The organism is Methylobacterium sp. AC315 (genome assembly GCF_979253755.1).
Genome location: NZ_CEEDEA010000013.1, coordinates 1 through 23,432, shown reverse-complemented (window position 1 = coordinate 23,432; position 23,432 = coordinate 1). Strand labels below are relative to the sequence as shown.

Sequence of the window (23,432 nt, the reverse complement as noted above, 5' to 3'; positions counted from 1 at the left end):
GCGCGGGGTTAGGGAAGCGTTTCAATCCCCTCCCCACCCCGTGGTTTTCCAGTTTTTTAGGCGAGCGCGGTGCCGGAATCTTCGTCACCGGCCTCCGCGGGCGCAGCGATCACTGTCGGCGAGGCCGTGATCGTCACTTCATCACCTTCGATGGCGAATCGCACATCCATGGCGGCGGCCTGCGCCACGAGGCCGGCGTAGAACGGCAGGATGGCGTGGGCGTCGACGGTGCCGCTCTCCGGGCTGCCGGCCATCAGCTCCTCGACATGGGGCGGGATGCGGGCATGCGAGCCCTTGGCGGTGAGCACGAGGGTCGGCGCCTCGCCGTCGCCGGAGACGGTGACGTCGATCAGGCCGCCCCGCGGGATCGCCGAGGTGGCGATCATCACGAGGTTCAGGAGCAGCTTGACCTTGTTCTTGGGGAACAGGGCCTGCGGCGCGCTCCAGGCCAGCTTGGTCTTCTCGTCGCTGAACATGCCCTTGGCCACGCTCTCGGCGTCGGCGAGGTCGATCGAGGCGCCGGCGGAGCCGGCCGCCCCGAAGGCGATCCGGGCGAATTTCAGCCGGGCCGAGGCCTGCCGTGCGCTCTTGCCGATCAGTTCGAGGGCGAAGACCCGCATCGATTCGTCATCGTCGTCCTCCAGCACTTCCAGCCCGTTCACGATCGCGCCGACGGGGCTGATCACGTCGTGGCAGACGCGGGAGCAGAGCAGGGCGGCGAGGTCGAGGCCGTCGAGAGTCAGGCGGGGTGCGTTCGGGGAGGACATGCTGCGCTCCGGGCGGGCGGATCTGGGGGCGAATCATCTGCGGGCCGGCCCGTCGCGTCGGAGCCGCCGATCCTTGGCCGCCCGGTTGGCGGTCGAGTCCCCGCGAAACACGCCGCGCGGCCCGGCGGCCGGGCCGGGGGCGATGGACCGGTCCGCACGGATAAACGCCACGGTCGCCTTTGAAAAGCGTTACCGGGCGGTTCGGCAGGCAGCTCCATGGGTAGCTTGGCGGGCAGCTTGGAAAGCCCCGTGCCGGCCGCGCCCGGATCGGTTAGGATGCCGACCATCGTGCCGAGGGCGACGCGGATCGTGCGCCGTCCCGGAAGCCAGACGCGATCGGGTGCAGCGCGCGACTGGTGCAACGCGCTCGCTGACGCCGAACCGGTCTCCGCTTCGGCGGCCAGCGCTTTAGGGAGGATCGGCGTGAGACGCGAGACCACCGGTCGAAGCGGAAGCTCCATCGCCCAGGCGCGCGCCGGCATTCCCACAGAGCCGATCCGGGTGGACGCGCCCGGACGGCCGCGCTGACGACGGCCCGGCCGATGCAGCCCGAACCGACCCTGCGCGACAGCCTGCGCCCCAGCCTTCGGCCCGCCGATCCCGAGACCGCCCGCGCGCGGCTCGCCGAGATCGAGCCGGCCCTCCCGGAGGGTTTCCTCACCCCGACCTGCCGCACCCTGCTGCTCGGGCTCGCCGACCATTCGCCGTTCCTGTGGCAGGCCGTCACCCGCGCGCCGGAGCGGCTCGTCGCCCTGATGGCGCAGCCGCCGGGCGCCGCCAGCCGGGCGATCATCGAGCGGCAGCGCGCGGTCGGCGGGGCCTGCGGGGCCAACCCCGACCTCGCGGAGGTGGCCCGCCAGCTCCGCAGGAACCGCGAGGCGCACGCCCTCCTGGTGGCGCTGGCCGATCTCGGGGGCTGCTGGGACCTCGACACGGTCGTCCGGGCCCTGTCCGACTTCGCCGACGCGTCGGTGAGCGCGGCCACCGACGCGCTGCTCCGGCAGGGGATGGCGGCCGCCCGGTTCCGGCCGCAGGACCCGGGGGCGCCGCAGGTCGGCTCCGGGCTGGTGATCCTGGCGCTCGGCAAGCATGGCGGGGCCGAGCTGAACTATTCCAGCGACATCGACCTCGTCGTCTTCTACGAGGCCGAGCCCGCCGCGGCCGCCACCGGCGGCGACCCCAAGGCGTTCTTCGTCAAGCTGGCGCAGGGCCTGGTGAAGCTCCTGTCCGAGCGCACCGCCGACGGATACGTCCACCGGATCGACTACCGGCTGCGCCCGGACCCGGGCTCGACGGCGGTGGCGCTCTCCACCGGCTTCGCCTTCGACTACTACCAGACGCTGGGCCAGAACTGGGAGCGCGCCGCCTTCATCAAGGCCCGGCCGATCGCCGGAGACATCCCGGCCGGCGCGGCGTTCCTGGCCGACCTCGCGCCGTTCATCTGGCGCCGGCACTTCGACTTCGCGGCCATCGCCGAGATCCACGCGATGAAGCGGCAGATCCACCTGGTCCGCGGGCACGACACGATCACGGTGGCGGGCCACGACATCAAGATCGGCCGCGGCGGCATCCGGGAGATCGAGTTCTTCGTCCAGACCCAGCAGCTCGTGTTCGGCGGCCGCAAGCCCGCCCTGCGGGGGCGCCGGACCGTCGAGATGCTGTCCCGCCTCGTCGAGGAGGGCTGGATCGACGCGCGAGCCCGGGACGAGCTCACGGAGGCCTACGGGTTCCTGCGCACCCTCGAGCACCGGATCCAGATGATCCGCGACGAGCAGACCCAGCGCCTGCCGACCGGGGATGCGGCGCTCGACGCCCTGGCCCTGTTCGCGGGATTCGACACGCGGGCGGCGTTCGAGGCGGCGCTGCTGCACCAGGCCGGCCGCGTCCAGGCCCATTACGCCCTGCTGTTCGAGGCGGCGCCCGGGGATGGGGCGCCGGAGGACGCCCTGGTCTTCGGCGAGAGCGAGGCCGACCCCTCCACCCTGGAGGCCCTGGCGGCGTTCGGGTTCCGCGATCCGCGGCCGGCCTGGGAGACCGTGCAGGGCTGGCATGTCGGCCGCCGTCCGGCACTGCAGACAGGCCGGGCGCGGGAGATCCTGACGGAGTTGCTGCCGAGCCTGTTGCGGGCGCTCGGCGGCACGAACGATCCGGACGCGGCCCTGCTCACCCTCGACCGGGCCTTCGCCCGGATGCCGGCGGTGGCGGAGCTGCTCGCCATCCTGCGCTCGCACGCGCGTCTGCGCCTGCTGTTCGCCGACATCCTGGGGACCTCGCCCCACCTCGCCGACACGGTCAGCCTCAGCCCCCACGTCCTCGACACCGTGCTCGATCCCGACTTCGTGGCGCCGGTGCCGGGTCCCGAGCAGGTCAGCGACCAGTACCGGGCGCTGGTCGGGCAGCCGGCGAGTCACGAGGAGCTTCTGGACCGGTGCCGGGACGCCACCCGGCAGATGGCCTTCGTCACGGGCGCGCGGCTCCTGTCCGGCCTGATCACGCCGCGCCAGGCCGGGGAGGCCTATTCGGCCATCGCGGAGGCGACGGTCACGCTGAACCTGGAGGCGGAGGAGCGCCGGTTCGCCCAGGACCACGGCGCCGTGCCGAAGGGCCGGTGCTGCGTGCTGGCGCTCGGCCGGCTCGGATCCCGGCAGCTCAGCGCGGTCTCCGACCTCGACCTCGTGTTCCTGTACGATTTCGATCCGGAGAACCGGATGAGCGACGGCCCGCGCCCGCTGGACGCGGTTGTGGCCTATAACCGCCTGGCCCAGCGGCTCTACGCGGCGCTGACCACCGCCACACGCCGCGGTCGGCTCTACGCGGTCGACCTGCGCCTGCGGCCCTACGGCAGCCACAGCCCGCCCGCCGTGCAGCTGAACGGCTTCGTGACCTATCAGCGCGAGGCGGCCGAGCCTTGGGAGCACATGGCGCTGACCCGGGCCCGGGTGGTGGCGGGCGATCCCGAACTCGGCGCGGCCGTGATGGCGACCATCGCCGAGACGATCGCGCAGCCGCGCGATCCCGCCCAGGTCTGCGCCGCGGCCGGAGAGATGCGCCGGCTCGTCGCCGAGGAGCGCGGCCATGCCGGGCCCTACGACCTCAAGCTCGCCCCCGGCGGGTTGTTCGACCTCGATTTCCTCGCCCAGTCCATCGTGCTGAGCCACCCGCCGGTCCAGTCCGACGGCCTTGGCCTCTCCGGGGAGACTGTGCTCCGGAAGGCCGGCGCGCGCGGGATCCTGCCCGCCGCCCTGACCGAGCCCCTGGCCGAGACCTACGGCTTCCTCGACGCGGTCTACCAATGGCAGCGGCTCGTGATGGCCGATCCCGGCTCCGACCCGTCCGACGGGGCCGCCCGGCAGATCGCGAAGGCGGTGGGCCTGCCGGATGCCCGCAGCCTCGCGGCGGAGCTGCATCGCCACCGGCGCCGGACCTGCGCGCTGCTCGCCCGGATCAAGCGGACGGCGATCGGCCCATCCCCGCGATAAGGCTTCGCCCGGCGCCGACGCGCTCAGGCGGCCCGGACGTTCCTGAGGAACTGATCGATCTCCGCGTGCAGCGCGCGGGACTGGACGGCCAGATCGTCGGCCGAGGTCGCCACGGCCTTCGCGGCGTGACCGGCCGCGCTCGCCGAGCGGGCGACCTCGGAGATGTCGGCGGTCACCTTGTCGGTCCCGCCCGAGGCTTCGGACATGCTGCGCACGATGTCCTGCGTGGTGACGCCCTGATCGTCGATTGCGCCGGCGATGCGCGTCGTCACGCCGCCCATCGCGTGGATCTGAGCGGTGATGTCCTGAATCGCCTCGGCGGCACTGTTGGTCGCGCACTGGATGGCGTCGATCTGACGGCCGATCTCGTCGGTGGCCTTCGCGGTCTGCCCGGCCAGCTCCTTCACTTCGGCCGCCACGATGGCGAAGCCCCGTCCGGCTTCTCCGGCGCGGGCCGCCTCGATCGTAGCGTTGAGCGCCAGGAGATTGGTCTGGCCCGCGATGGTGGAGACCAGGCCGACCACGTCGCCGATCCGGGTTGCGGCGGCGGAGAGCGCCGCCATGATCGTGTCGGTGCGGGAGGCGGCCTGCACGGCAGTGGACGACAGCCCGGCCGCATGCGCGACCTGCTGGCCGATTTCCTGCACGGTCGAGCCCAGCGCATCGGCGGCGGCTGCCACGGCGGTGACGTTCCCGCCGGTCCGTTGCGCGGCGTCCGCGGCGCTGGTGGAGCGCAGCGCCGTCCCCTCCACGGCCGCCTGCATCGTGCCGGACGAGGCCTGCAGGCCGGCCACGGCTTCGGCCACGTGGGCGACGATACCCCCGACCGAGCGCTCGAACCGGTCGGCGAGGTCGTGCAGCATGGCGCGCCGCGCCTGCTCCTCGCGCAGGCGCGCGGCTTCGGTGGCCTCGAGCTGCTGTGCCGCCTCGTCCCGGGAGGTGTCGCGGATCGCCACGACGGCGCGGGCGATGGCGCCGATCTCGTCCCGGCGCTGCGCGGCCGCCAGGGCGACGCTGGTGTCACCCACCGCCAGGCGGGTCGTCTCGCTGGTCAGGCGCACCAGCGGCCGCGCCAGAGTCCCGGCGAGCCACCACGCCGTGAGCGATCCGAGAAGGACGGCGCCGCCGCTGAGCCCGAGCATCGCCCAGATCTTCCACGCCGTGGCCTCGCGGGTCGCCTGCATCTGAGCCCGGGTATCCGCGGCGGCGAGCGCCACGGCTTCGTCGAACCGGGTCCGCAGCCGTCGGCTCTGCTGGACCATGCGCTCGTGAACCGGGATCTCCCGGGCCTGCCGGATGCCGAGCAGAAGCTCGGCATCGTCACGCCACTGGCGGGCATCCGCCTCCGCGTTCCGGGCCAGGACCTGCATCGGTCCGGACAGGGCGATCTCGTTCAGGCGCCCGAGCAGGGTCGCCACCTGAGCGCTCGCCCCGGCGAACTCCGTCTGGATCGGCGCCATGTCGAGGAAATCGGTCATCGCGCTCACCCGCGCGACCAGGCTTTCGGCCCGCAGGAACTGATCCCGGGCGGCGCGACTGGTCTCGGCCGCCTCGGTGGTGCGTTCCGAGAGCCGCGAGAGGTCGCCGACCGCTCCGAGGCCGACGAAACCGGTGATTCCGGCCAGGAGTCCGGCGAGGAGCATGAAGGCGAGCAGCGGGAGCAGGATCTTGTAGCGGATGGACATGGTGACTTTCCGGTTTCCCGCTCAGAACAACATCGCGCAGTGTGACGTCCGATTTTTGAATCGCGACGATGGAGAGCGAAGATCTGGATCGATGGTCGAAACGCGATTCCAGGACGACGCATCGAGGCGGCGCTCTGGCGCAGAGTCCAACCGCAAGCGGGCGGGCTCGCCTCAAGCCTGTTTGATGCGACGCGCCCGCTGGCGCCGGACCGATATCCGCTGCGGCGGCAGCGGGCGCCCTAGTTGGGCAGGTTCGGCAGTGCGGTCCGGGTCTGCTCTGCGGTCAGGGAGCGCAGGAAGGCGATCACGTCCGCACGCTCTTCCTGGCTCAGCTTGAGCGGCTTCATCAGGGGCGACTTCGAAGGCCGGTCGAGACCACCGGTCACGTAGAACGCCACGATCTCCTCAAGGTTGGCGAACTGGCCCGCATGCCCGAAGGGTGCCCGGTAGGTCAGGTTGCGAAGCCCCGGGGTCTTGAACGCGTGCTGCGCCAGCGGGTTGTCGGGCTCGACGGCCGCCCGGCCGATATCGGTCGTCGGGATGCCGAGATCGTGGAACTTGTTGTCGGTGAAGTTCCAGCCGGTATGGCAGGCGGAGCAACCGGTCTTCCCGGTGAACAGGGCGAAGCCACGCTGCGCCGCCGGCGAGATCGCGGCGTCATCGCCCTCGATCCAGCGGTCGAACGGAGCCCACTCCGCCACGACAGTCCGTTCGTAGGTGGCGATCGCCCTCAGGAGATTGTCCTGGGTGATGCCGTCTCGCGGGAACAGCGTGACGAACCAAGCCCGGTACTCCGGGATCCGCTCGAGTGTCGCGATGATTTCGGGGAACTTGCCGTCCATCTCGGCTTCGGCCGTGATCGGTCCCATCGCCTGCATCTCCAGGCTCGGAGCACGCCCATCCCAGAACAGCGTCGGGATCCAGGCCGCGTTCAGCAGGGTCGGCGCCTTGCGGGCAAGCGGCGTGTTGGCCGACCCGATCGCCCCGGGGACAGGAACCTCGAAGCCGAATGACGGATTGTGGCAGCTTGCACAGCTGAGATTCTGCTTCCCGCTCAACCGCGGGTCGAAGAACAGCATCTTGCCGAGGGTCGCGACCTGCGGCGAGAACAGCGCATCCTCCGGGAACGAAATTGCCGTCGGCCTCTTATATTGACCCTTGGTTACATCCAGCTCTGCTGCATTCAAACCCGTAAATCCGATAATTTTTAGCAAAACCATCGAAATACCGAATATAATAATCGATCTCATATCGCATCCAGACCAAATCCCGTCGCCTTCCGTAACAACACCTCTGTCGGAGGCGCAAGTTTGGGGGCTGATTCTACGTGACTCTATCAGATCTCAGTTTGAATTTTTCTTAAGAAGGCACGATACGGCTGCCTTTCTTCTGCGCGCCATCGCGAGACGCAGGGCGTCCCGATCGCGCCGGGAAAGACCCGCGCTCGAATCGCCGGCATCCGCGAAGGGCTGGGTGGGGCCGGGTCGGGCCGGGCTGGCCGTCGGCCGTCCCCCGATCAAGACGACGCAACGGAACCGTTTGCCGGCCCGAACCGTCGACAATCTCAACCCGCTCGGGCATGCAGGCGGGGGCGGGAGGCGACATGACGGGCGCGGCGATGTTTTCGGGGCCTGAGCGGGAGCGGATCGCCGCGGTGCTCGCCGAGATCGCCTGCGCCGCCGGTGAGGTGCTGCGGCGCTATCATCGCGGTCCCTGCCCCCACGCCCTCAAGCCCGACGGATCGCCGTCGAGCGCCGCCGACGTCGAGGCCGAGGCCTTGATCGTCGCGGCTCTGGCCGCCCGCTTCCCCGGGATAACCGTCGTCGCCGAGGAGAGCACCCCGGCATCCGAACTCGCGGTGCGGCCGTCCCAGAACTTCTTCCTGGTCGATCCTCTGGACGGCACCCGCGACTTCCTGGCCGGGACGCCGGATTACTCCGTCAACATCGCCCTGGTCGCCGGCGAGCGCCCGGTGGCGGCCGCCCTCGTCGCCCCCGGCCTCGGGCGGGCCTGGTGGGCCGGCGCGGCCACCGTCGAAGGCCCCGTGATCGACGGACGCCCCGGCGCGGGCAGTCCGGTGCAGGCCCGTCCGGCGCCGCGCAGCGGACTAGTCGCCCTGGGGAGCCGGCGGCACGGCGATCCCGAGACCGCGACGTGTCTCGCCGCCCTGCCCGTGTCGGAGACCCGCCAGACCGGATCCGCGCTCAAGTTCGGGTTGATCGCGGCCGGCGAGGCGGATGTCTACGTCCGCTGCGGGCCGACCATGGAATGGGACACGGCCGCCGGCGACCACATCCTGGCGGCGGCCGGCGGCTGCGTGGTGGTCCCCGGTGGCGGCCCGATCCGGTACGGCTGCTACCGCGAAGGCTACCGCAACGGGCCGTTCGCGGCCCTGGGCGACCCGGACCTCGCCGCCGGCCTCGCGCTGCCGGCCCCCGGGCCCGCCCGGCCGGTGCGGACGCGCCTCACCGCGGCGCATCCTTGAGCGGTTCATCCTTGAGAGGCGGGGCCTTGAGCGGCGGGTCCCGAGTCGGCATGTCCAGCTGGTCCTGCAGGCCGGGCCAAGCCGCCTCCGCCTTGCGGACCAGTTCGGGCGCAGCCAGGAACCGGTCGCGTCGGGCCGCATTCCGGAACAGGTAGAGGCGCTCGCCGATGACGGCGAAGACGAGCGGGTCGGCATCGACAAGGCGCCCATCCAGGATCCCGGCGGCGTCGAAGCCGCCGAGCCGCGGGGCGTAGACCTCCGGGTTGTCCCGGAAGGCCGTCCTGTCGGCACCGTTGGCGAAGCGCCAGACCTGGCCGCCCCACGACAGCTCGAACCGTGCGGCGCCGGCCCGCGGCCCGTCCTTGAGGAAATAGCTGACCGGGTCAAACCCTTGGAGCGCCAGCAACTCGATCGCCGCCGTGTCTCCCGGCTCTGCCGCCGTCGGCGCGCCGCCCATCAGGGCGGCGGCGAGCGCCAGGACCGGCACCAAGCCGGAGCGTGCCGCGTGGAGGCGCCGGCGCCCGGGACGCGGCGCGTGGAGCGAGGCCGGAGCGGGAGCGGCGTCAGGGCACGTTAACCACATCTTGCGGTTTTCCTCAGAAGCTGGTCCGACGTATCGATCCGCGCCGCCCCGGATCGCGGGCCCGTCCTCGAGCGGATCCCGGTCGCGGGTGCGGCCGAGACCGGCTCATGTCCGCGGCGGCCAGGATCCGCCGCGGAACCGTTAAAGCATCGCCCGAACGATGGTCACCGGCTTTCGGACGATGCGGAGTCTCAAGACCGGCGGCATCGGCCTGGATCCGATGCTGCCGTCGAACCGGGCGAGGAGGCAACGATGACGGCACGAGACGAGCGCGGCACCCACCGCCGCCACCTGCTCCGCGCGGGCCTCGGCCTGGCGCTGGGCGCGCCGCTGGCGGGTTTTTCCGGAGTCGGCGCGGCGCTGGCCCGCGGCGAGGACCTGGACACCCCCGAGACGTTCCGCCCCGGCGAGATCGTGGAATCGGGCCATCGCTTCTTCGGGTCGGTCTCCCGCGGCCTCGCACTCACCGTCGAGGAGGCGGGGCGGCGCTGGGGCGAGCCGAACGGCTACATCCTCGGGCAGGAGGGCGGAGGTGCAGTGGTCGCCGGCGTCCGCTACGGCGAGGGCACGCTCTACACCCGCAACGCCGGCCAGCGCCGCGTCTACTGGCAGGGGCCCTCGGTGGGCTTCGACGTCGGCGGCGACGGCGCCCGCACCATGATGCTGGTCTACAACCTGCCGAACGTGCGCGAGCTGTTCCGGCGCTTCGGCGGCGTCGACGGCTCGGCCTATCTGGTGGGCGGCTTCGGCATGACGGCGGTCGTGAGCGACCGTATCATCGTGGTGCCGATCCGCAGTGGCGTCGGCGCGCGGCTGGGGATCAATGTCGGCTATCTGAAGTTCACCCGGGAGGCGACCTGGAACCCGTTCTGATTGATGGGTGGAGCTTGATTTCGCCCCGGCGACCGACCTGGGTTAGACTGATCCTGGGCCGGGTCTTCCGGCCGTCTGCGCGGGCCGTCCCCTCGTGATCGAAACCGTGATGATCTTCGCGCTGGGATTCCTGGCAGCGAGCCTGTGCGGCCTCCTGCTGCTCCCGGCACTCAACGCGCGCGCCGCGCGCCTGGCGCGGCGGCGGGCGGAGGCGCGGCTGCCGCTGTCGCCGGCCGAGATCGCCGCGGAGCGGGATTTCCTGCGCGCGCAGTTCGCCGTGCAGCAGCGGCGCCTGGAGCGCCGGGTCGAGACCGTGCAGGCCAAGCGCCATGCGGATCTCGCGGCGATCGGTGCCGGCGCCATGCGGGCGGCCGCCCTCGCCCGGGACGTGGCGGCTCGCGACGGCGAGATCGCCCAGGCGCTGGCCAAGACCCGGGAGCTCGAGACCGAGCTCACCAGCGCCCGCGAGGACGGCACCGCGAGCGTCGCCACGCTCCGCGTCCTCGAGGAGGCGCACGCGGACCTGCTCGACAGCCTCCTGGCGGTCCGAAAGGGCCGGCACGCCGACCAGGCGCCGCCCGGCAATGCCGACGCGAATCCCGTCGCCCTGGCGGCGGAGCGCGACGACCTGCGGGCCAGCCTGAAGGCCGCCGAGGAAGCCCTCGCCCAGACGCTCACGGATCGCCAGGGCGGCGTCGAGCGGGAGAACGCCGACCTGCGCAGGCGGATCTCGGAGGTCGCCGACGCCCTCACCGGCCAGGACCGGATGCCCAGGGCGGCCTTTCCCGCCCCCCAGCCCGAGCGCGTCTGATCGGAGCGCAAAGCCCGATCGCCGCTCAGAAACGTTCGCTGATTGCCTTGTTTCGACCATGCAAAGGCATCATCGCAACCGGGACTTTTCCCGACAGTCCTGCCTCCGAGAGATGGTACGTATCCCCATGCGCCTGAAGCCAATCCTTCTCGCCGTCGCGGCGGCTACCGCCCTGACGCTGCCGGCCGCGGCGCAGCAGTCGAAGCGCGGCAACGAGACCCTGAAGAAATACTGCACCGGCGATTATCTGACCTATTGCGGCAACCTCGCCCCTGACGACCCGGCCACCGACGCCTGCTTCCAGAAGAACTGGAAGAAGCTCAGCGAGAATTGCCGCCGGGCGATCGACGCGTACGAGGCCCAGCAGCAGCAGGACGCCCCGGCCAAGGGCAAGCAGGGCGCCCGCGGCACCAAGGAGCAGCGGGGCTGAGGCGAAGCCGCTTGCTGTGGCGGGTCCGCGCTCGCGCCGGCGCCCGCCAACCGCTAAGGTAAGGCTTCCGCCGGCCCTCGAGCGCCGGCGCCGAGCCCGCCGGATCCTCGCGCGATGTTGTCGTCTCCCGCCCTGAAGCTCCTCGCCGCTTCCGGCCTCATCGCCCTGGCGCTCGCCGCCTGCGGCCGACGCGGCTCCCTGGAGCCGCCGCAGACCGCGGCCCCGTCCCCGACCGCGCCGGCGGGCTCCGATGCGGTCGCCGGCCGCCGGACCCTGCCGGTCTCGGTCGGTCTCGGCGGCGGCGCGGAAGAGCCGACGGCCGCGGCCGTGCGGGCCGGGGACGAACTATCCATCGCGGCGGTTCCGCCGGGCGGCACCGGGGCCCCGATCGAGACCGGCCGCGGCGCGAAGCGCGGCTACCGGATCCCCAAGGAGCCTTTCATTCTCGATCCGCTGCTGTAGACGGCTTTTTGCCGGAGCCCGCCTCCGCGCCTGCGCCGTGTCGGGCCCCTCGTCGATGGGCGCCCCGCCGGCAGGCGGCCGGGATGTTTCACGGGAAACACCCCGCGCTCCGGCACGCAGGAGAGACACGGCCGAGATGCACCACTTCCACTATCGCGACGGTCGCCTGCAGGCCGAGGACGTCGATCTGACGGGCCTTGCCGCGGAGGTCGGCACCCCCTTCTACTGTTACAGCAGCGCCACCCTGGAGCGGCACTACCGCGTCTTCGCGGAGGCCTTCGCGGGCGACGACGCGCTGGTCTGCTTCGCCATGAAGTCGAATTCGAATCAGGCCGTGCTGCGGACGCTCGCCGCCCAGGGCGCGGGCATGGATATCGTCTCGGGCGGCGAGCTGCATCGGGCGCTCGCGGCCGGGGTCGATCCGGCCAAGATCGTGTTTTCCGGCGTCGGCAAGACCCGGGACGAGATGGTGGCGGCGCTCCGGGCGGGGATCTTCTGCTTCAACGTCGAGAGCGAGCCCGAACTCGCCCAGCTGTCGGAGACGGCGGTCGGCCTAGGCCTGACCGCCCCCATCTCCGTGCGGGTCAACCCGGATGTCGATGCCGGCACCCACGCCAAAATCTCCACCGGCAAGTACGAGAACAAGTTCGGCATCCCGATCACCCGGGCCCCGGAGGTCTATGCCGCGGCCGCCGCCCTGCCGGGGATCGCGATCCACGGCGTCGACATGCACATCGGCAGCCAGATCACCGACCTGGCGCCGTTCGCCAGCGCGGCACGGCTGCTCGCCGACCTCGCCCGGCAACTCCTGGCGGCCGGCCATCCCCTGCGCCACATCGATTTCGGCGGCGGCCTCGGCATCCCGTACCGGGACGACAACGCCCCGCCACCCGACCCCGCCGCCCTGGCCGCGACCCTGCGTCCGCATTTCGCGCCGCTCGGCCTGCGCCCGGTCTTCGAGATCGGCCGGATGATTTCCGGCAATGCCGGGATCCTGGTGACCCGGGTCCTGTACGTGAAGCACGCCGAGGGGCGCACCTTCGTGATCGTCGACGCGGCAATGAACGACCTGATCCGGCCGACCCTGTACGAGGCCTATCACGGCCTGCGGCCCGTCGCAGAGCCGGGCCCGGACGCGCCGCGCATCGTCGCCGACGTGGTCGGCCCGGTCTGCGAGACCGGCGACTATCTCGCCCTCAACCGCGAGATGCCCGCGGTGCAGGCGGGCGAGCTGATCGCCGTGATGAGCGCGGGCGCCTACGGGGCGGTCCAGGCCTGCACCTACAACACCCGCGCCCTCGTGCCGGAGGTGCTGGTGCGCGGCGACCGGGCCGCCGTGGTGCGCCCGCGCGTGAGCGTCGAAGCCCTCGTCGCCCTCGACCGGGTTCCGGACTGGCTGGCGTGACCGGCGCGCCGGCGGGCTCGCGGGCGGCCGGGGCGGGACCGCTGCCCCTGTCGATCTTCCTGATCGCCCGGAACGAGGCGGACCGGATCGGCGCCACCATCCGGGCGGTGCGCGACCTGACCGACGACCTCGTGGTGGTCGATTCGGGCTCCACGGACGGCACCCAAGCCCTGGCGGCCACGCTGGGCGCCCGGGTGATCCACAATCCCTGGCCCGGCTACGGCCCGCAGAAGCGGTTCGCCGAGGAGCAGTGCCGGCACGTCTGGCTGCTGAACCTCGACGCCGACGAGGTCGTTCCCGCCGAGCTGGCGGCCGAGATCCGCACCCTGTTCGCCTCCGGCGAGCCCAGCCGGGCGGCCTGGCGGATCGGCATCGCGGAGGTCTTTCCGGGCGAGGGCCGGCCCCACCCGTGGGCCTACCGGCTCACCCCGGTGCGCCTCTACCGCAAGGACCGGGGGCGCTACGCGGCCTCCCCGGTGCACGACCGGGTCGCCCTGGAGCCCGGGGTGAAGCCCGGCCGCCTCCGCGGGGTGATCCACCATTTCTCGGTGCGCTCGCTCGGCGATCAGCTGGACAAGCTCAACCGCTATTCCGACCAGCAGGCGGACGACCTCGAGGCCCGGGGCGTGGTGATTCCCACCTGGCGCGTGTTCGTCGAGTTGCCGGGCAATTTCCTCAAGGCCTATCTCGGCCGACGCCACGTCGTGCGCGGCACCTACGGCTTCCTGACGGCCATGAACTACGCCATCTCGCGGCATCTGCGCATCGCCAAGCACTACGAACGCCGCCGCCGCACCGCCACCGGCCCGGATCGGGTTGACCCGCCCGATCCGACCTTCTAGAGCCAGAGCGCCGGAGACGTGGCCGAGCGGCTGAAGGCACTCGTTTGCTAAATGAGCATACCCCGAAAGGGGTATCGAGGGTTCGAATCCCTCCGTCTCCGCCACCACACTCAATTGTGGTGATCCTGCCGTAGCTTGCTGTCCGACAATGGCTTTTTGGACACCCGGTGGTACACACGGGTGGTACACATGGCCCTCGCGATGGCAACTCCCTGGCTGCATCCGCGCACCCGCGTTTTTTATCTCCGCCGGCGCGTCCCGGACGACCTGAAGGCTGCCCTCGGGCGCGGCGAGGTCCGCCGCAGCCTGGGCACCCGCGACCCGAAAGAGGCCAAGCGCCTGTTCGCCGGGGCGCTCGCCGAACTCGAGGCGCAGTGGGCGAACCTCCGGGGCGGGGCGCGGGCGCTTACCGAGCGCGAGGCGCACGGGCTCGCCGCGCGGGTCGCCGAGGCGTTCGTGGCCGAGCACCTCGACTACCCGAGCCGCCAGAGCCTGTGGCGGGTTGAGGCCGGCGAGACGCTGTTCGAGGAGGGCCCGCTCGCGCTCGAGGGACGCTCGGCGGTTCAAGTGATGTCCGACGGGCTCGACCGGGACATGGTCCAGCGTCAGGCGATGCGCGCATGGTGCGAAAGCGCCGCCGACGCACACCTCGAGCGCGAGGGCCTGCGCGTCGATCCCGACAGCCGGCGGGAACTCGTGCGCGCCATCGCCCGGGCGATGCAGGCCGGCGCGCTCCGGCTGCGCGAGATGGCCCGCGGCGGCTGGGCCCCGGCACCTGCATTGGCCGGCCAGATCTCGGCGCCGCCGCTGCAAGCTCCGCCGGCGCGTGGACCCGAGACGCCGGGCCTGCCCGCGGACGCGATCACCCTCGAGGCGCTGATCGCCGGCTGGCTGCGCGAGCGCCAGCCGGCGGCGAAGACGGCCTACGTCTTCCCCCGGGTGGTGCAAGACTTCGCGGCCTTCGTCGGGCATGGTGAGGCCGGGCGGATCACCGAGGACGACGTCGTCCGCTGGAAGGACAAGCTTCTGGAGCGGGGCCTTCGCGGTACCACGATCCGCAACGGCAAGATCGGGCCGGTGCGCACGATCCTGCAGTGGGGCGTCGACAACAAGAAGCTCAAGCTTAACGTCGCCCGCGGCATCAAGGTCACGACGAAGGCCCGGGCGGTGGATCGCAAGCGTGACCCGACGGAGGACGAGGTCGCCGTGATCCTCTCGGCCGCGGCAGCCGCGCGCGATCCCGTGCGGCGGTGGGTGCCGTGGCTGTGCGCCTACACCGGCGCCCGGGTGGCCGAGATCTGCCAGCTGCGCAAGGAGGACGTCTATACGGACGCCGGCATCCCCGTGCTCGCCATCCGCCCGGAGGCCGGCTCGCTCAAGAACGAGAACTCGGAGCGCACCATCCCGGTTCACCCGACGCTGATCGCGGGAGGGTTTCTCAAGTTCGCCGGGAAGGCCAAGCCCGGGCCGCTGTTCCCCGACCTGCCGCCCGACCGGTTCGGCAGCCGGGGCGGCAACGGCAGCAAGGTGCTCGGCCGTTGGATCCGCTCGCTGGGGCTGACCGACCCCCGCATGCAGCCCAACCACGGCTGGCGTCACCGCTTCTCGTCGCTGTCCCGTGACAAGGGTCTGCGCGAGGATGTCACGATCTACATGCTCGGCCGGCAGAAGTCGGTGAGCGGGGCCTACGGCGGCTACGGGCTGCCGATGCTGCTCGAGCAGATGTCGCGCATCCCCTAAGGCTGTGGGCAGCTCCGAACGCGTGGCAGTGTTCGCGATCGTCGCTCAAGTCGATCGGCCCACAGAACGGCATCGTGACAAGATCGAGCAGGGCTGGCTACGAGGGCCCATCGGCGGTGATCGCTGCCGTGCACGATCGGCTCCCTCCAGGCCTCCGAGCCCAAACGCTAGGGGGTCTGTTCGATTTAGTCGCGCGAAGGCCGCAAGCCCTGTTGCGCTCCCGCCGAATCGTGCTCACTCCCAGAGACCTCGCCACGATTTGTGGACACCGACGCTCCTGCGCGGTGCTTGTGTTGGAGGTCTTCTATTATGCCGTCTTCATCCCCGCCGCCCAGGCACGCTCCGCGGTTTCAAACGCCAGCTATCGCAGCGCCGCAATCAGCGCGGCCGGGGCAGCGCGTCCTGCCGCTTCACCGGCTCGATCCGGTGATGCAAGACTTCTTCCGTGAGCAGATCGAGCGCGGCGAGGTGCCGTACTGGATCGTCGCCGACGTGTTGTGCATCGGCTATACCTCGCTCACGCCTTATACCGCCACCGGCACCGACGAGCCGGATTGGGCACACGCCTTCCTCGTGCTGTAGGCGATCACCGGAGAAGTCGTCGCAGGCGGTAATTCGGCCAGGGACAGGACGTCGATCGTGCATCGGGGAGCTTCCCAGTTGAAGCGGCTGCGATGCACGGCCCGCGCTTAACCGGCTTCAGACGACGCGCGCGGTGTTTTCGATCCTGTCTTGCCCTCTCTGAGCGCACCCTCTCGCGCAGCGGGTTCGTTTCACAGCCACGAGATCCCGCGCTGCACCTCGAAGCGGGGGGCACGAAACGACCCGATCCTCGTTATTCTACTGCCGGCGATCCGTGCGGTTGAGGTTGGCCCGGTAACGCAGCCGGTCCGCCGCCCCAGCCGCCTGCTTTTGACCCGCGCGGAACAGGAACACCGCGTCGTCGAACCCTCCGAGATCGTAGACGATCGCCTCTTCCGCCCGCAGCGGCACCGCGGTATCGATCTCGACCACCTCCCGGCCCATCAGCCCAAGCCGCACCCGCACCGGCGCCAACGCGCGCTCGCCCACGTGTACCAGGATCACCCCCTCCGGCCCGTCCGCCGCTTGATCCGGCAGCCGCCGCACGCAGCTACGGGGTACCGCCAGCACCTCGCGCGCGCCGTCGGGGTCCGCCAGCACTGCGCCGTGCACCTTTATCGTTCCCTCGACACGCACCGCCCCGGCCGGCAGCGCCAAGCCGAGGCGCACGCGCCGCTCCCCGTCGATCTCGCAACGCGCCGCCACCACCGGACCGCGCTCCCGGTACCGCTCGCCCATCGCCGGGGTGAACGCCAGCTCGAGCCAGCCCCCCGACATCACCGTCTCGGCCACCCCGGAAGGCAGCAGGCAGGAGGCGAACAGCACGGGTGGTGACGACGCATCACCCTCGCCACCCGGCTGCGCCGCAGCCATCGCCTCAACCACCCGCCTAGCCGCGGACGCCGCGAAGTCTGCGTCCAGCTTCAAGGCCACCGCGTCGTGGCCGATCCGCACGTCGACGATTATCTCCGGCGTCACCGTCATCGTGCGCCGCTTCGTCGTGCGGATGCCGGCCGCCTTCCACTCCGCCTCTCTCAGCTCCAACCGCGACAGGCCGGTGTCGCCGAGCCGGCTCTTCGCCGCCGGCTTCATCAACGCCAGCGGCGGTGCGGTCCGCCGTCGCTCCGCCTCCTCGGCCGCTTGCAGCGCCCGCTCGCGCTTGTACTCGGGTCGCGCGAAGAGCCCGCCGCCCCGCCCGCGCTGGCGCATCCTGGCGCGCTCCTCGGCCGTCAGCCCCCAGCGGTCGCGATAGCCTGGGTCGTCCTGGGCCACGACCTGCTCGGCCGGCGGAGGGTAATCTTGAGCCAGACGCGGCGCGAGGATCTCAATGCGGCACCGTTCCTCGTCCGGGAAGGTCGGGCGGCGCGCGAGCTTCAGCGTCACCCACATCTGCCGGTCGTCGCCGAGTTCACCTCGACCCGTCACGATCGCCCGCAACGGCTCGCCGCCCCAGCGCGTCGGGGACACCCGGGCCAACATGCCCAGATCCACTGCCTCTGCCGCGGCGCGCGGCAGACGTATCCGGAAAGCGCGATCCTCCCAACGCGTGAAGCTGTAGAGGCGGTCGCCCGGCCCGAACTCGGTGCCCCCCGGCAGCACATGGTCCACCGCGATGTCGTAGAGCCAGACGAGCCTCAGGAACCGCGACGGCTTGCAGGAGCGCTCGAGATACTTGATCTGCCCGTCAGACATGCCGAGCCGCTCCAGCGGCGCCTTGGCCGCGTCCCGCGCGCTACCGACCGCCGCATGGATCGCGTTGAGGTAGGTCCACTGCCGCGCCTCGATTTCGTCGCCCACGATCGTCATCACCGGGGTATAGGCTCGCACCTTCGAGCGCAGGGCCGCGCCGCCACAGTCGGCGTCCCGCTCGAGGTCGACCTTCACGCTGCCCCGGCAGCCGGCTCGGATCGGCAGGAATGCGTCCGGGTCGGGCAGCAGGTACGCGTGATCCGTGATGACGCCCAACGTCAGGCTCCTCCGTCCTCGCCTCAACCGTTTTCGGCCCTAGAAATCCCACCGCGGGACTTGAACGGGGCCCACAGATGAACCATGACATCCCTGTCCGGCCGATGCATCGATCGGACTTGCCCGTCGTGGTCGGCGTGATACGGCAGCGCGGCGGGGACATGGGATACTGTGGGGATGTGGTCGTTATATCCCGCGGGCACCGCAACGCTCGAAGCCCGAAGGACCACCGGCGGCCTGCATGACGCCGTGAAGTCGCGAGCATTCTCCCCAGCCAGCAGGGCAATGGGGGGCCGTAGCGAGGCGCCTCGACTTGCGAGGTGACCAAGCGCGCGTGCGGCGTCCCAGGCTCCGGCCGGGGATGGTCCCGCTTGACCGTAGCTCCTCATCTCCGGGGTAACGAGCGGCAAGTGGAAACCTCCCCCACTCCCCAACCCCGAGAGATCAAACCCGAGAGCAAAGGTTACGGGATTAAGCCGGGTGTGCCGGCATCCTTCCCCGAGTGCCGTGTCAGCGCTCATTCCCGTTCCACGCGTGCCGTATCGCTCGCGCCGCTCCGCCGCCGTCGGTCCACCATCTCCAACCGTGGGCTCATCGAGATCAGCGCCTCGCCCTTTCCGCGCTCCAGCCAGAACACTTGGTAGTCCGGCAGCGCGTTGGCCTGGACGATCCGGCGCAGCTCGTGCCGGAAGCGCGGCAGTGGGCTGCCCTGGCCCGATTTCCCCCACAGCGTCGGCACGCTCATCTGGAAATAGGGTTGGTAGCCAACGTGCTTGCGCACCACGCGGTAGAGCCAGCGCTCGTAGTTGCCGGCGATGCCGAGATAGTCCGCGCTCAGCTCAAGCAGGTGCCGTTCCGCCACCGCTGTGCGGAACCACTCGCCCAAGCCGACCGCGAGGTGCCCGCGGCGTTCTCCTTCCGTCACCATGGTGATCAGCGTGAAGGTCCGCTCCGGGCCGGGCTTGCCGTCGGGTCCGATGTTCGTCGTGTACCGGGTCCCCCGCAGCCGCGCGAAGGCGGCTCGCAAGAGCGCATATTCCCGCCCGCTCGCGCTCAACCCGCGCGCCTGAAGCAATTGGCGCGGGTTGAGGTCGACGACCTCCGGCACCGCCGCACCCCTCGGCTGGTCGTGCACGAGGCGGCTGGCGATCAGGATCAGCAGCTCCGCGTCGCGGATGTTCGCCACGCCGAGCCTCTCCGCCGGGACCGCGAGCAGCCAGCATCGGCCCCTGGGGTCGGCGTATTCGATCGGCGTGGGCCGCCCCCGGCTTGCCAGGCTGAAGAAGGGCCGCTCCATCAGCGCGCGCACATCATAGAGCGGCCAGGGCGCCCGGTGCGGCGATGGGACCGGCGGCGCGATGATGGTGGGCTCGGCGGGGCATTCCCGTTCAAGCAGCTCCCGATCCGCGTCCGACATCAGCGGGCGCGCTGCGTCCTCCGGGTCGTCTTCAAAGCCGAAGATGTCGGGATCCAAAGCACCGTGTCCGGCGGCGCATTCCCGGTCGAGTAGCGCCTGGTCATCGGCCGACATCCAAGGGCGGACCTCGTCTTCCGGCTCGTCCTCGATGCCGAAGAGGTCGCAGTCCAGTTCATCCGAGCCTGAGACCGCAAACGTTCCGTCGCTCATGGGGTGTGCCTCCTGAATCTGTCTGCGAGGATGGGCGGGGGGATCAGGCCGTCGCCGCATCGTCGAACTCGATCGCGGCGATCGGCTCGTCTGGCCCCGGCGCTTCCATCGCCCGCAGCGCCTCGACCAGCGCCGCCGGGTCGACACCTTCGATCAGGCGCGCCAGAGTCCGGCGCTCGTCGCCCAGGCGCGCCAGGATGAAACCGGCGGCCCGGCGCGCGAGGGTCGCCTTGCGCTGGGCCACCACGGCCGGGAGGGGTCGGGTTAGATCGCGCACGGCCCGCATCTCAGCCCGCTGGGCGCGCTCGGCGTTCCGCGCGCGCGCCACCTCGGCCTGGATCTCGGACGCGTCCGGCGGTGCGCCCGCCTCCACCTGTTCCAAGACCGCAGTGCGGACCGCGACGGGCGTCGACTCGGCCGACAGTGCGTAGACCGCCCTGGGGGCGAGATCCGACACCGTGTCGGGTTTTTCGCCGAACACCCGGGCGGCCTGCATGTAGCGCTGCGCCGTGCGCTCGCTCCAGCCGAACTCAGCCCGCAGCCAGCGTCCGAACTGGCCGTGCCGCAGGTGCGTCTTGGCCGCCTTCAAATCCTGGCCGATCCCCAGGACGCGCCGCGTCTCCCCTCGGTAAGCCGTGCGGATGCGCTCGGCGCAGGCGTTCACGAGCGCCAGCGCCTCAGCCTGCAGGCCGTACGTCGCCCCACCGCCCTGTGCGGGGCTACGTCCATCATCTGTCCATCACCATCGTCCCGTCTCCGCGCTGCGCCTCTTGCAGAGATCGGATCCGGTGTGGTTCCGATGATCGTGCCCGCGAGGCGATGACCCAGGACTAGCCGGTCGAAGGCGGTCGCTGCGGAAACGTCGGAATTGTCCGGGCCGGACGGGTGTCGGGGCGTGGGGCGGAGGGAGCGGCGTGGGACGGGCGTTCGTCGGGTTCTACTGGTCACTGCCGGTGCCGCGCCGGCCAGTGCGGACGTGGCCCTCCGACGTCGAGGTCGCCGCCCGGCTCAGCCGCACGATCTGCTACCAGCTCACGCTGGTGCGCCGCTACGTGACTGAGCAGCGGGGGCGACTTCTCGACGAGGCGGCCTTCCTAGAGCTAGCGGTCGACCGCGGGACGGACGCCGTGGCCGAGGCGCTGGCTCGTCCCCTCGCGCTGTGCACGGCCGAGGCGGCGACACTCGTGTACGTCGACTTCTCCCTCGTCCACCACTGGCGCCCGCACAGCTTCATGCGAGAGATCCTCGACGACGCGGTCGCGAACCGCGGCATCCAGGTGCAGGACCTGCGCCCCGATCCTGCACCGATCGAAGGGATAGGTGGCGACTTCGACCCCGTGAAACACTTCCGGCGCTGGCAGCGTCGGCAATCGTCGGAGGCGCAGGCGACGCGAGATCAGGCCAAGCGAGAAGTCACCGATGTCCTGTCACGGTTGCCCGAGGGGCCCGGTCGCTGGAGCGACGCGGCGGACGAGTTGAACGGGCGCGGGATCGCGACGGCGACTGGCCGCCGCTGGACGGCGGAGGGTGTGCGCAAAACCTACGCGCGTCTGACCGCGGCGGACGCCGACGCCTGAACGCTCGCTCGTCCCCACCAACGGTCCCGGGGCGTCGCTAGCCCGCCCGCCAATTCATCCCGATGCTCGCTCGGATGGGCGGCGGTTCAGCCAGCCCTGTCCAGATCTGGTCCCGGCGATCGCGCCAATCCCAATCCCTCGGGGGACAGGGCTACGAGCGGAGGCCGCACGGCGACGAGCAGCTACTCGGGACCGGGCACGCGCCGCCATATGGCGGTGCCCCCTCGACGGGCACCCCGCAACGCCAACGGCCACGACCGATCCATGCGTGAAACCCGCCTCAGCCCCTTCCGGCCCGACGACCACCCCCGCGTGACCGAGGCCCTGCGCTACCTCGCTCGCAACAGCCCGACCTACTTCGAGCGCCCCGGGCCCGCCCACATCAAGGTCGGCCCCTACAACTTCTATCCCACCACCGGCCGCATCAACCGCGACGGCGGTAAGTGCCTCGCCGAGCGCGGGCTCGCCGCCTTCGCCCAGGTTCTCAAGCTGCCCGCGCCCGGTTCGCCCGAGGACGGCGAGCGCGACCGCCAGCGCAAGGCGCGCCGAGCCGCGCAAGACGCGACGCAGCTCACCGATCAATAGGAGCCCGTCGCCCCGCCCCATCCGCACCCGTCTTGATCGGCGTGGCGACGCCTCCCGCGTTGCCGCGGCCGCACCCGTTCATGCGTACGAGGGTCTTCATGCGGGTGTCCGTCTTTTTTACAGTAAAACGCTACACCCCGAGGGTGTCGAGGCCGTATCGTCAACCTTGACAGTGTGATACAACAATAAAACCCCACCGGACGAGACGCGCGACACACACCGCGAAACCGGCACCAGCAGACCCCCCCGGACACGCAGCCACCCACAGCCAAGAGACAACCCGAGCCGACACACCCACCGAGCCACCCCAACACACACCCGGCGACACCATCCGAACCACCCAGAGCCCCCCAGACGCCGTCGCCGGACAGCCCCGGCGCAGACACCAACCAGGACTACCGCCGCGCCTTCATCGCGCCGCCCGCGCAAGTTCCAGCACGCAGCCGTGAAGCCATCCCGGACCGCACCGCCCGCGGTCGCCAGCCGGGAGCCTCTTCGTGGCCGACCTCACCCTGCCAACCGCCGACCCCTTCCTCGCCCGCCTGCCGCACGCCCCGGCCCTGCCCAACGCCCTGCGCAAGGCACACGGGGCCTTCATCAGCACCGATTCCCGCTTCGCCGCCGCGGCCAGGGTTCTGGCGAGCCTCTGGCGCGCCGATCACAACTTGCCCGCCGGGGTCCACATCACCCGCACCGCCGACGGCAAGACGCGCCGGGTCCGGGCCGGCTACCGCCTGCGCACCGACGCGGCTCGCGCCGGTGCCGCCTTCCTTGAACCCGCCACCCGCGCCTTCCTTCATCGCGCCTTCGTCCTGCGGGAGCCGGGCTCAGCCTGGGACGTCCCCAAGATCCAGGGTCATCTCCTCTCGTCGCAAGGTCTGCTGATCAATCTGCTCGCGCCTCTCGCCCGCGATCAGGATCTGGCCACCACGGTGTTCCGCGCTCTGCTGCCCGATACCGTGCATGCCATCACCGGCATCACGGTAGAGTCTTCGATCGGGCGCGACGACCCCGCCCTGCTTGGGGACGGCACCGCCTGGGATGCCCGGATCGACTTCGTCAGCCCGGACGGCGAGCCCGGCCTCATCGGCCTGGAGTGCAAGTACGTCGAGAATCTCCAAGGCCCGGCCGCCTCCCACCGCGACCGCTACTACGAGGTCGCCCGCGCCAGCGGCCTGTTCGTCGACCCCGACGCCCCCGCCCTCTACCGCCCCGGGCTCGAGCAGCTCCGCCGGGAGCACTCCCTCCTGCACCTCGCCCTTGCCCGCGGGCTGGCTAGCCGTGCCCACTTCATCCTGCTCGGGCCCGCCCTGAATCACCGCGTTGCGGCCGCCGCCGAAGCCTACCGCGCCCACCTCGTCGACCCCACGGGCGCCCGGGGCGGCGTCGGCTTCACCCACCTTACCCTCGAGGCCGTCCTCACCGCCCTGGCGGCGACTGGCGCGGCTGATACCGCCCGCGCCTTCCACGCACGCTACCTCGACCTCGATCGGGTCGCCGCGCTCGCTCTCGAGATGGACACCCCCGCCACCCC

General features: G+C 71.1%; 20 protein-coding genes and 1 tRNA gene. 14 read left to right on the top strand and 7 right to left on the bottom strand.

All coding sequences use genetic code 11. The features are described 5' to 3' along the window. Positions 1-56 precede the first annotated feature (56 nt). Entirely contained in the window at positions 57-767 is a 711-nt protein-coding gene (gene chpT, locus AC0IY0_RS19895) for a histidine phosphotransferase ChpT (RefSeq protein ID WP_147909948.1), read from the bottom strand. A gap of 542 nt (positions 768-1,309) precedes the next feature. On the opposite strand from chpT, the gene AC0IY0_RS19890 reads away from it, so the two are divergent. Next, positions 1,310-4,246, top strand: coding sequence for a bifunctional [glutamine synthetase] adenylyltransferase/[glutamine synthetase]-adenylyl-L-tyrosine phosphorylase (locus AC0IY0_RS19890; protein ID WP_471765124.1), 2,937 nt, complete (start codon positions 1,310-1,312; stop codon positions 4,244-4,246). Positions 4,247-4,269: 23 nt separating this feature from the next. Here the strand turns inward: AC0IY0_RS19890 and AC0IY0_RS19885 are convergent, their stop codons facing one another. Further along, positions 4,270-5,931, bottom strand: coding sequence for a methyl-accepting chemotaxis protein (locus AC0IY0_RS19885; protein WP_471765122.1), 1,662 nt, complete (start codon positions 5,929-5,931; stop codon positions 4,270-4,272). 239 nt (positions 5,932-6,170) lie between these two features. Beyond that, entirely contained in the window at positions 6,171-7,118 is a 948-nt protein-coding gene (locus AC0IY0_RS19880; RefSeq protein WP_471765121.1) for a cytochrome-c peroxidase, read from the bottom strand. 416 nt (positions 7,119-7,534) lie between these two features. On the opposite strand from AC0IY0_RS19880, the gene AC0IY0_RS19875 reads away from it, so the two are divergent. Then, a complete protein-coding gene (locus AC0IY0_RS19875; protein WP_147939679.1) occupies positions 7,535-8,416 on the top strand; it encodes a 3'(2'),5'-bisphosphate nucleotidase CysQ family protein in 882 nt (293 codons plus the stop codon). Here AC0IY0_RS19875 and AC0IY0_RS19870 read toward each other — a convergent pair. After that, the gene (locus AC0IY0_RS19870; RefSeq protein ID WP_471765120.1) at positions 8,397-8,999 is read right to left on the bottom strand and encodes a YHS domain-containing (seleno)protein; all 603 of its coding nucleotides are present in this window, start codon (positions 8,997-8,999) and stop codon (positions 8,397-8,399) included. The genes AC0IY0_RS19875 and AC0IY0_RS19870 overlap by 20 nt on opposite strands. A 252-nt stretch (positions 9,000-9,251) precedes the next feature. On the opposite strand from AC0IY0_RS19870, the gene AC0IY0_RS19865 reads away from it, so the two are divergent. The 9 genes from AC0IY0_RS19865 to AC0IY0_RS19825 all read left to right on the top strand — a co-directional run bounded on the left by AC0IY0_RS19865 (position 9,252) and on the right by AC0IY0_RS19825 (position 16,144). Beyond that, positions 9,252-9,872 carry a DUF1134 domain-containing protein gene (locus tag AC0IY0_RS19865; RefSeq protein WP_147939680.1) on the top strand — a complete coding sequence of 207 codons (621 nt, stop codon included), beginning with the start codon at positions 9,252-9,254 and terminating at the stop codon, positions 9,870-9,872. A gap of 109 nt (positions 9,873-9,981) precedes the next feature. Next, positions 9,982-10,683, top strand: a complete 702-nt coding sequence (locus tag AC0IY0_RS19860; protein ID WP_471765118.1) for a hypothetical protein — start codon at positions 9,982-9,984, stop codon at positions 10,681-10,683. Between the two features lie 127 nt (positions 10,684-10,810). Beyond that, positions 10,811-11,113, top strand: coding sequence for a 3',5'-cyclic-nucleotide phosphodiesterase (locus AC0IY0_RS19855; protein WP_147909941.1), 303 nt, complete (start codon positions 10,811-10,813; stop codon positions 11,111-11,113). Positions 11,114-11,227: 114 nt separating this feature from the next. Next, positions 11,228-11,575 carry an LPS translocon maturation chaperone LptM gene (gene lptM, locus AC0IY0_RS19850; RefSeq protein ID WP_147939681.1) on the top strand — a complete coding sequence of 116 codons (348 nt, stop codon included), beginning with the start codon at positions 11,228-11,230 and terminating at the stop codon, positions 11,573-11,575. 136 nt (positions 11,576-11,711) lie between these two features. Then, on the top strand, positions 11,712-12,980 hold the full coding sequence (gene lysA, locus AC0IY0_RS19845) for a diaminopimelate decarboxylase (RefSeq protein ID WP_471765116.1): 1,269 nt from the start codon (positions 11,712-11,714) through the stop codon (positions 12,978-12,980). Further along, positions 12,977-13,822, top strand: coding sequence for a glycosyltransferase family 2 protein (locus AC0IY0_RS19840; RefSeq protein WP_471765115.1), 846 nt, complete (start codon positions 12,977-12,979; stop codon positions 13,820-13,822). Before lysA ends, AC0IY0_RS19840 begins: the two co-directional genes overlap by 4 nt. A gap of 12 nt (positions 13,823-13,834) precedes the next feature. Then, positions 13,835-13,926: transfer RNA gene (locus tag AC0IY0_RS19835), tRNA-Ser, on the top strand. 85 nt (positions 13,927-14,011) lie between these two features. Continuing rightward, on the top strand, positions 14,012-15,562 hold the full coding sequence (locus AC0IY0_RS19830) for a DUF6538 domain-containing protein (RefSeq protein WP_471765114.1): 1,551 nt from the start codon (positions 14,012-14,014) through the stop codon (positions 15,560-15,562). A gap of 429 nt (positions 15,563-15,991) precedes the next feature. Continuing rightward, positions 15,992-16,144, top strand: a complete 153-nt coding sequence (locus AC0IY0_RS19825; RefSeq protein ID WP_471765113.1) for a hypothetical protein — start codon at positions 15,992-15,994, stop codon at positions 16,142-16,144. Between the two features lie 258 nt (positions 16,145-16,402). Here AC0IY0_RS19825 and AC0IY0_RS19820 read toward each other — a convergent pair whose 3' ends face one another. From AC0IY0_RS19820 to AC0IY0_RS19810, 3 genes are all read right to left on the bottom strand, one after another. After that, on the bottom strand, positions 16,403-18,109 hold the full coding sequence (locus tag AC0IY0_RS19820; RefSeq protein ID WP_471765112.1) for a hypothetical protein: 1,707 nt from the start codon (positions 18,107-18,109) through the stop codon (positions 16,403-16,405). A gap of 517 nt (positions 18,110-18,626) precedes the next feature. Beyond that, complete coding sequence (locus AC0IY0_RS19815; RefSeq protein ID WP_471765111.1) at positions 18,627-19,736, bottom strand: replication initiator protein A; 1,110 nt, start codon at positions 19,734-19,736, stop codon at positions 18,627-18,629. Positions 19,737-19,779: 43 nt separating this feature from the next. Then, on the bottom strand, positions 19,780-20,400 hold the full coding sequence (locus AC0IY0_RS19810) for a DUF3102 domain-containing protein (protein WP_471765110.1): 621 nt from the start codon (positions 20,398-20,400) through the stop codon (positions 19,780-19,782). A gap of 250 nt (positions 20,401-20,650) precedes the next feature. Between AC0IY0_RS19810 and AC0IY0_RS19805 the strand changes: the two genes are divergently transcribed. The 3 genes from AC0IY0_RS19805 to AC0IY0_RS19795 form a co-directional block, all read left to right on the top strand. After that, complete coding sequence (locus AC0IY0_RS19805) at positions 20,651-21,313, top strand: hypothetical protein (RefSeq protein WP_471765109.1); 663 nt, start codon at positions 20,651-20,653, stop codon at positions 21,311-21,313. Between the two features lie 264 nt (positions 21,314-21,577). Continuing rightward, complete coding sequence (locus AC0IY0_RS19800; RefSeq protein WP_471765107.1) at positions 21,578-21,898, top strand: hypothetical protein; 321 nt, start codon at positions 21,578-21,580, stop codon at positions 21,896-21,898. Between the two features lie 497 nt (positions 21,899-22,395). Next, positions 22,396-23,432: PGN_0703 family putative restriction endonuclease (locus AC0IY0_RS19795; protein ID WP_471765106.1), on the top strand; the 1,037-nt coding region annotated here is incomplete at its 3' end.

Bases quoted from the DNA above. Each gene is read 5' to 3' on its own strand.
- AC0IY0_RS19830 (WP_471765114.1), top strand. From the start codon at position 14,012: ATGGCCCTCGCGATGGCAACTCCCTGGCTGCATCCGCGCACCCGCGTT.
- AC0IY0_RS19855 (WP_147909941.1), top strand. From the start codon at position 10,811: ATGCGCCTGAAGCCAATCCTTCTCGCCGTCGCGGCGGCTACCGCCCTG.
- AC0IY0_RS19825 (WP_471765113.1), top strand. From the start codon at position 15,992: ATGCAAGACTTCTTCCGTGAGCAGATCGAGCGCGGCGAGGTGCCGTAC.
- AC0IY0_RS19800 (WP_471765107.1), top strand. From the start codon at position 21,578: ATGCGTGAAACCCGCCTCAGCCCCTTCCGGCCCGACGACCACCCCCGC.
- AC0IY0_RS19890 (WP_471765124.1), top strand. From the start codon at position 1,310: ATGCAGCCCGAACCGACCCTGCGCGACAGCCTGCGCCCCAGCCTTCGG.
- lptM (WP_147939681.1), top strand. From the start codon at position 11,228: ATGTTGTCGTCTCCCGCCCTGAAGCTCCTCGCCGCTTCCGGCCTCATC.
- AC0IY0_RS19815 (WP_471765111.1), bottom strand. From the start codon at position 19,736: ATGAGCGACGGAACGTTTGCGGTCTCAGGCTCGGATGAACTGGACTGC.
- AC0IY0_RS19875 (WP_147939679.1), top strand. From the start codon at position 7,535: ATGACGGGCGCGGCGATGTTTTCGGGGCCTGAGCGGGAGCGGATCGCC.
- AC0IY0_RS19865 (WP_147939680.1), top strand. From the start codon at position 9,252: ATGACGGCACGAGACGAGCGCGGCACCCACCGCCGCCACCTGCTCCGC.
- lysA (WP_471765116.1), top strand. From the start codon at position 11,712: ATGCACCACTTCCACTATCGCGACGGTCGCCTGCAGGCCGAGGACGTC.
- AC0IY0_RS19870 (WP_471765120.1), bottom strand. From the start codon at position 8,999: ATGTGGTTAACGTGCCCTGACGCCGCTCCCGCTCCGGCCTCGCTCCAC.
- AC0IY0_RS19860 (WP_471765118.1), top strand. From the start codon at position 9,982: ATGATCTTCGCGCTGGGATTCCTGGCAGCGAGCCTGTGCGGCCTCCTG.
- AC0IY0_RS19885 (WP_471765122.1), bottom strand. From the start codon at position 5,931: ATGTCCATCCGCTACAAGATCCTGCTCCCGCTGCTCGCCTTCATGCTC.
- chpT (WP_147909948.1), bottom strand. From the start codon at position 767: ATGTCCTCCCCGAACGCACCCCGCCTGACTCTCGACGGCCTCGACCTC.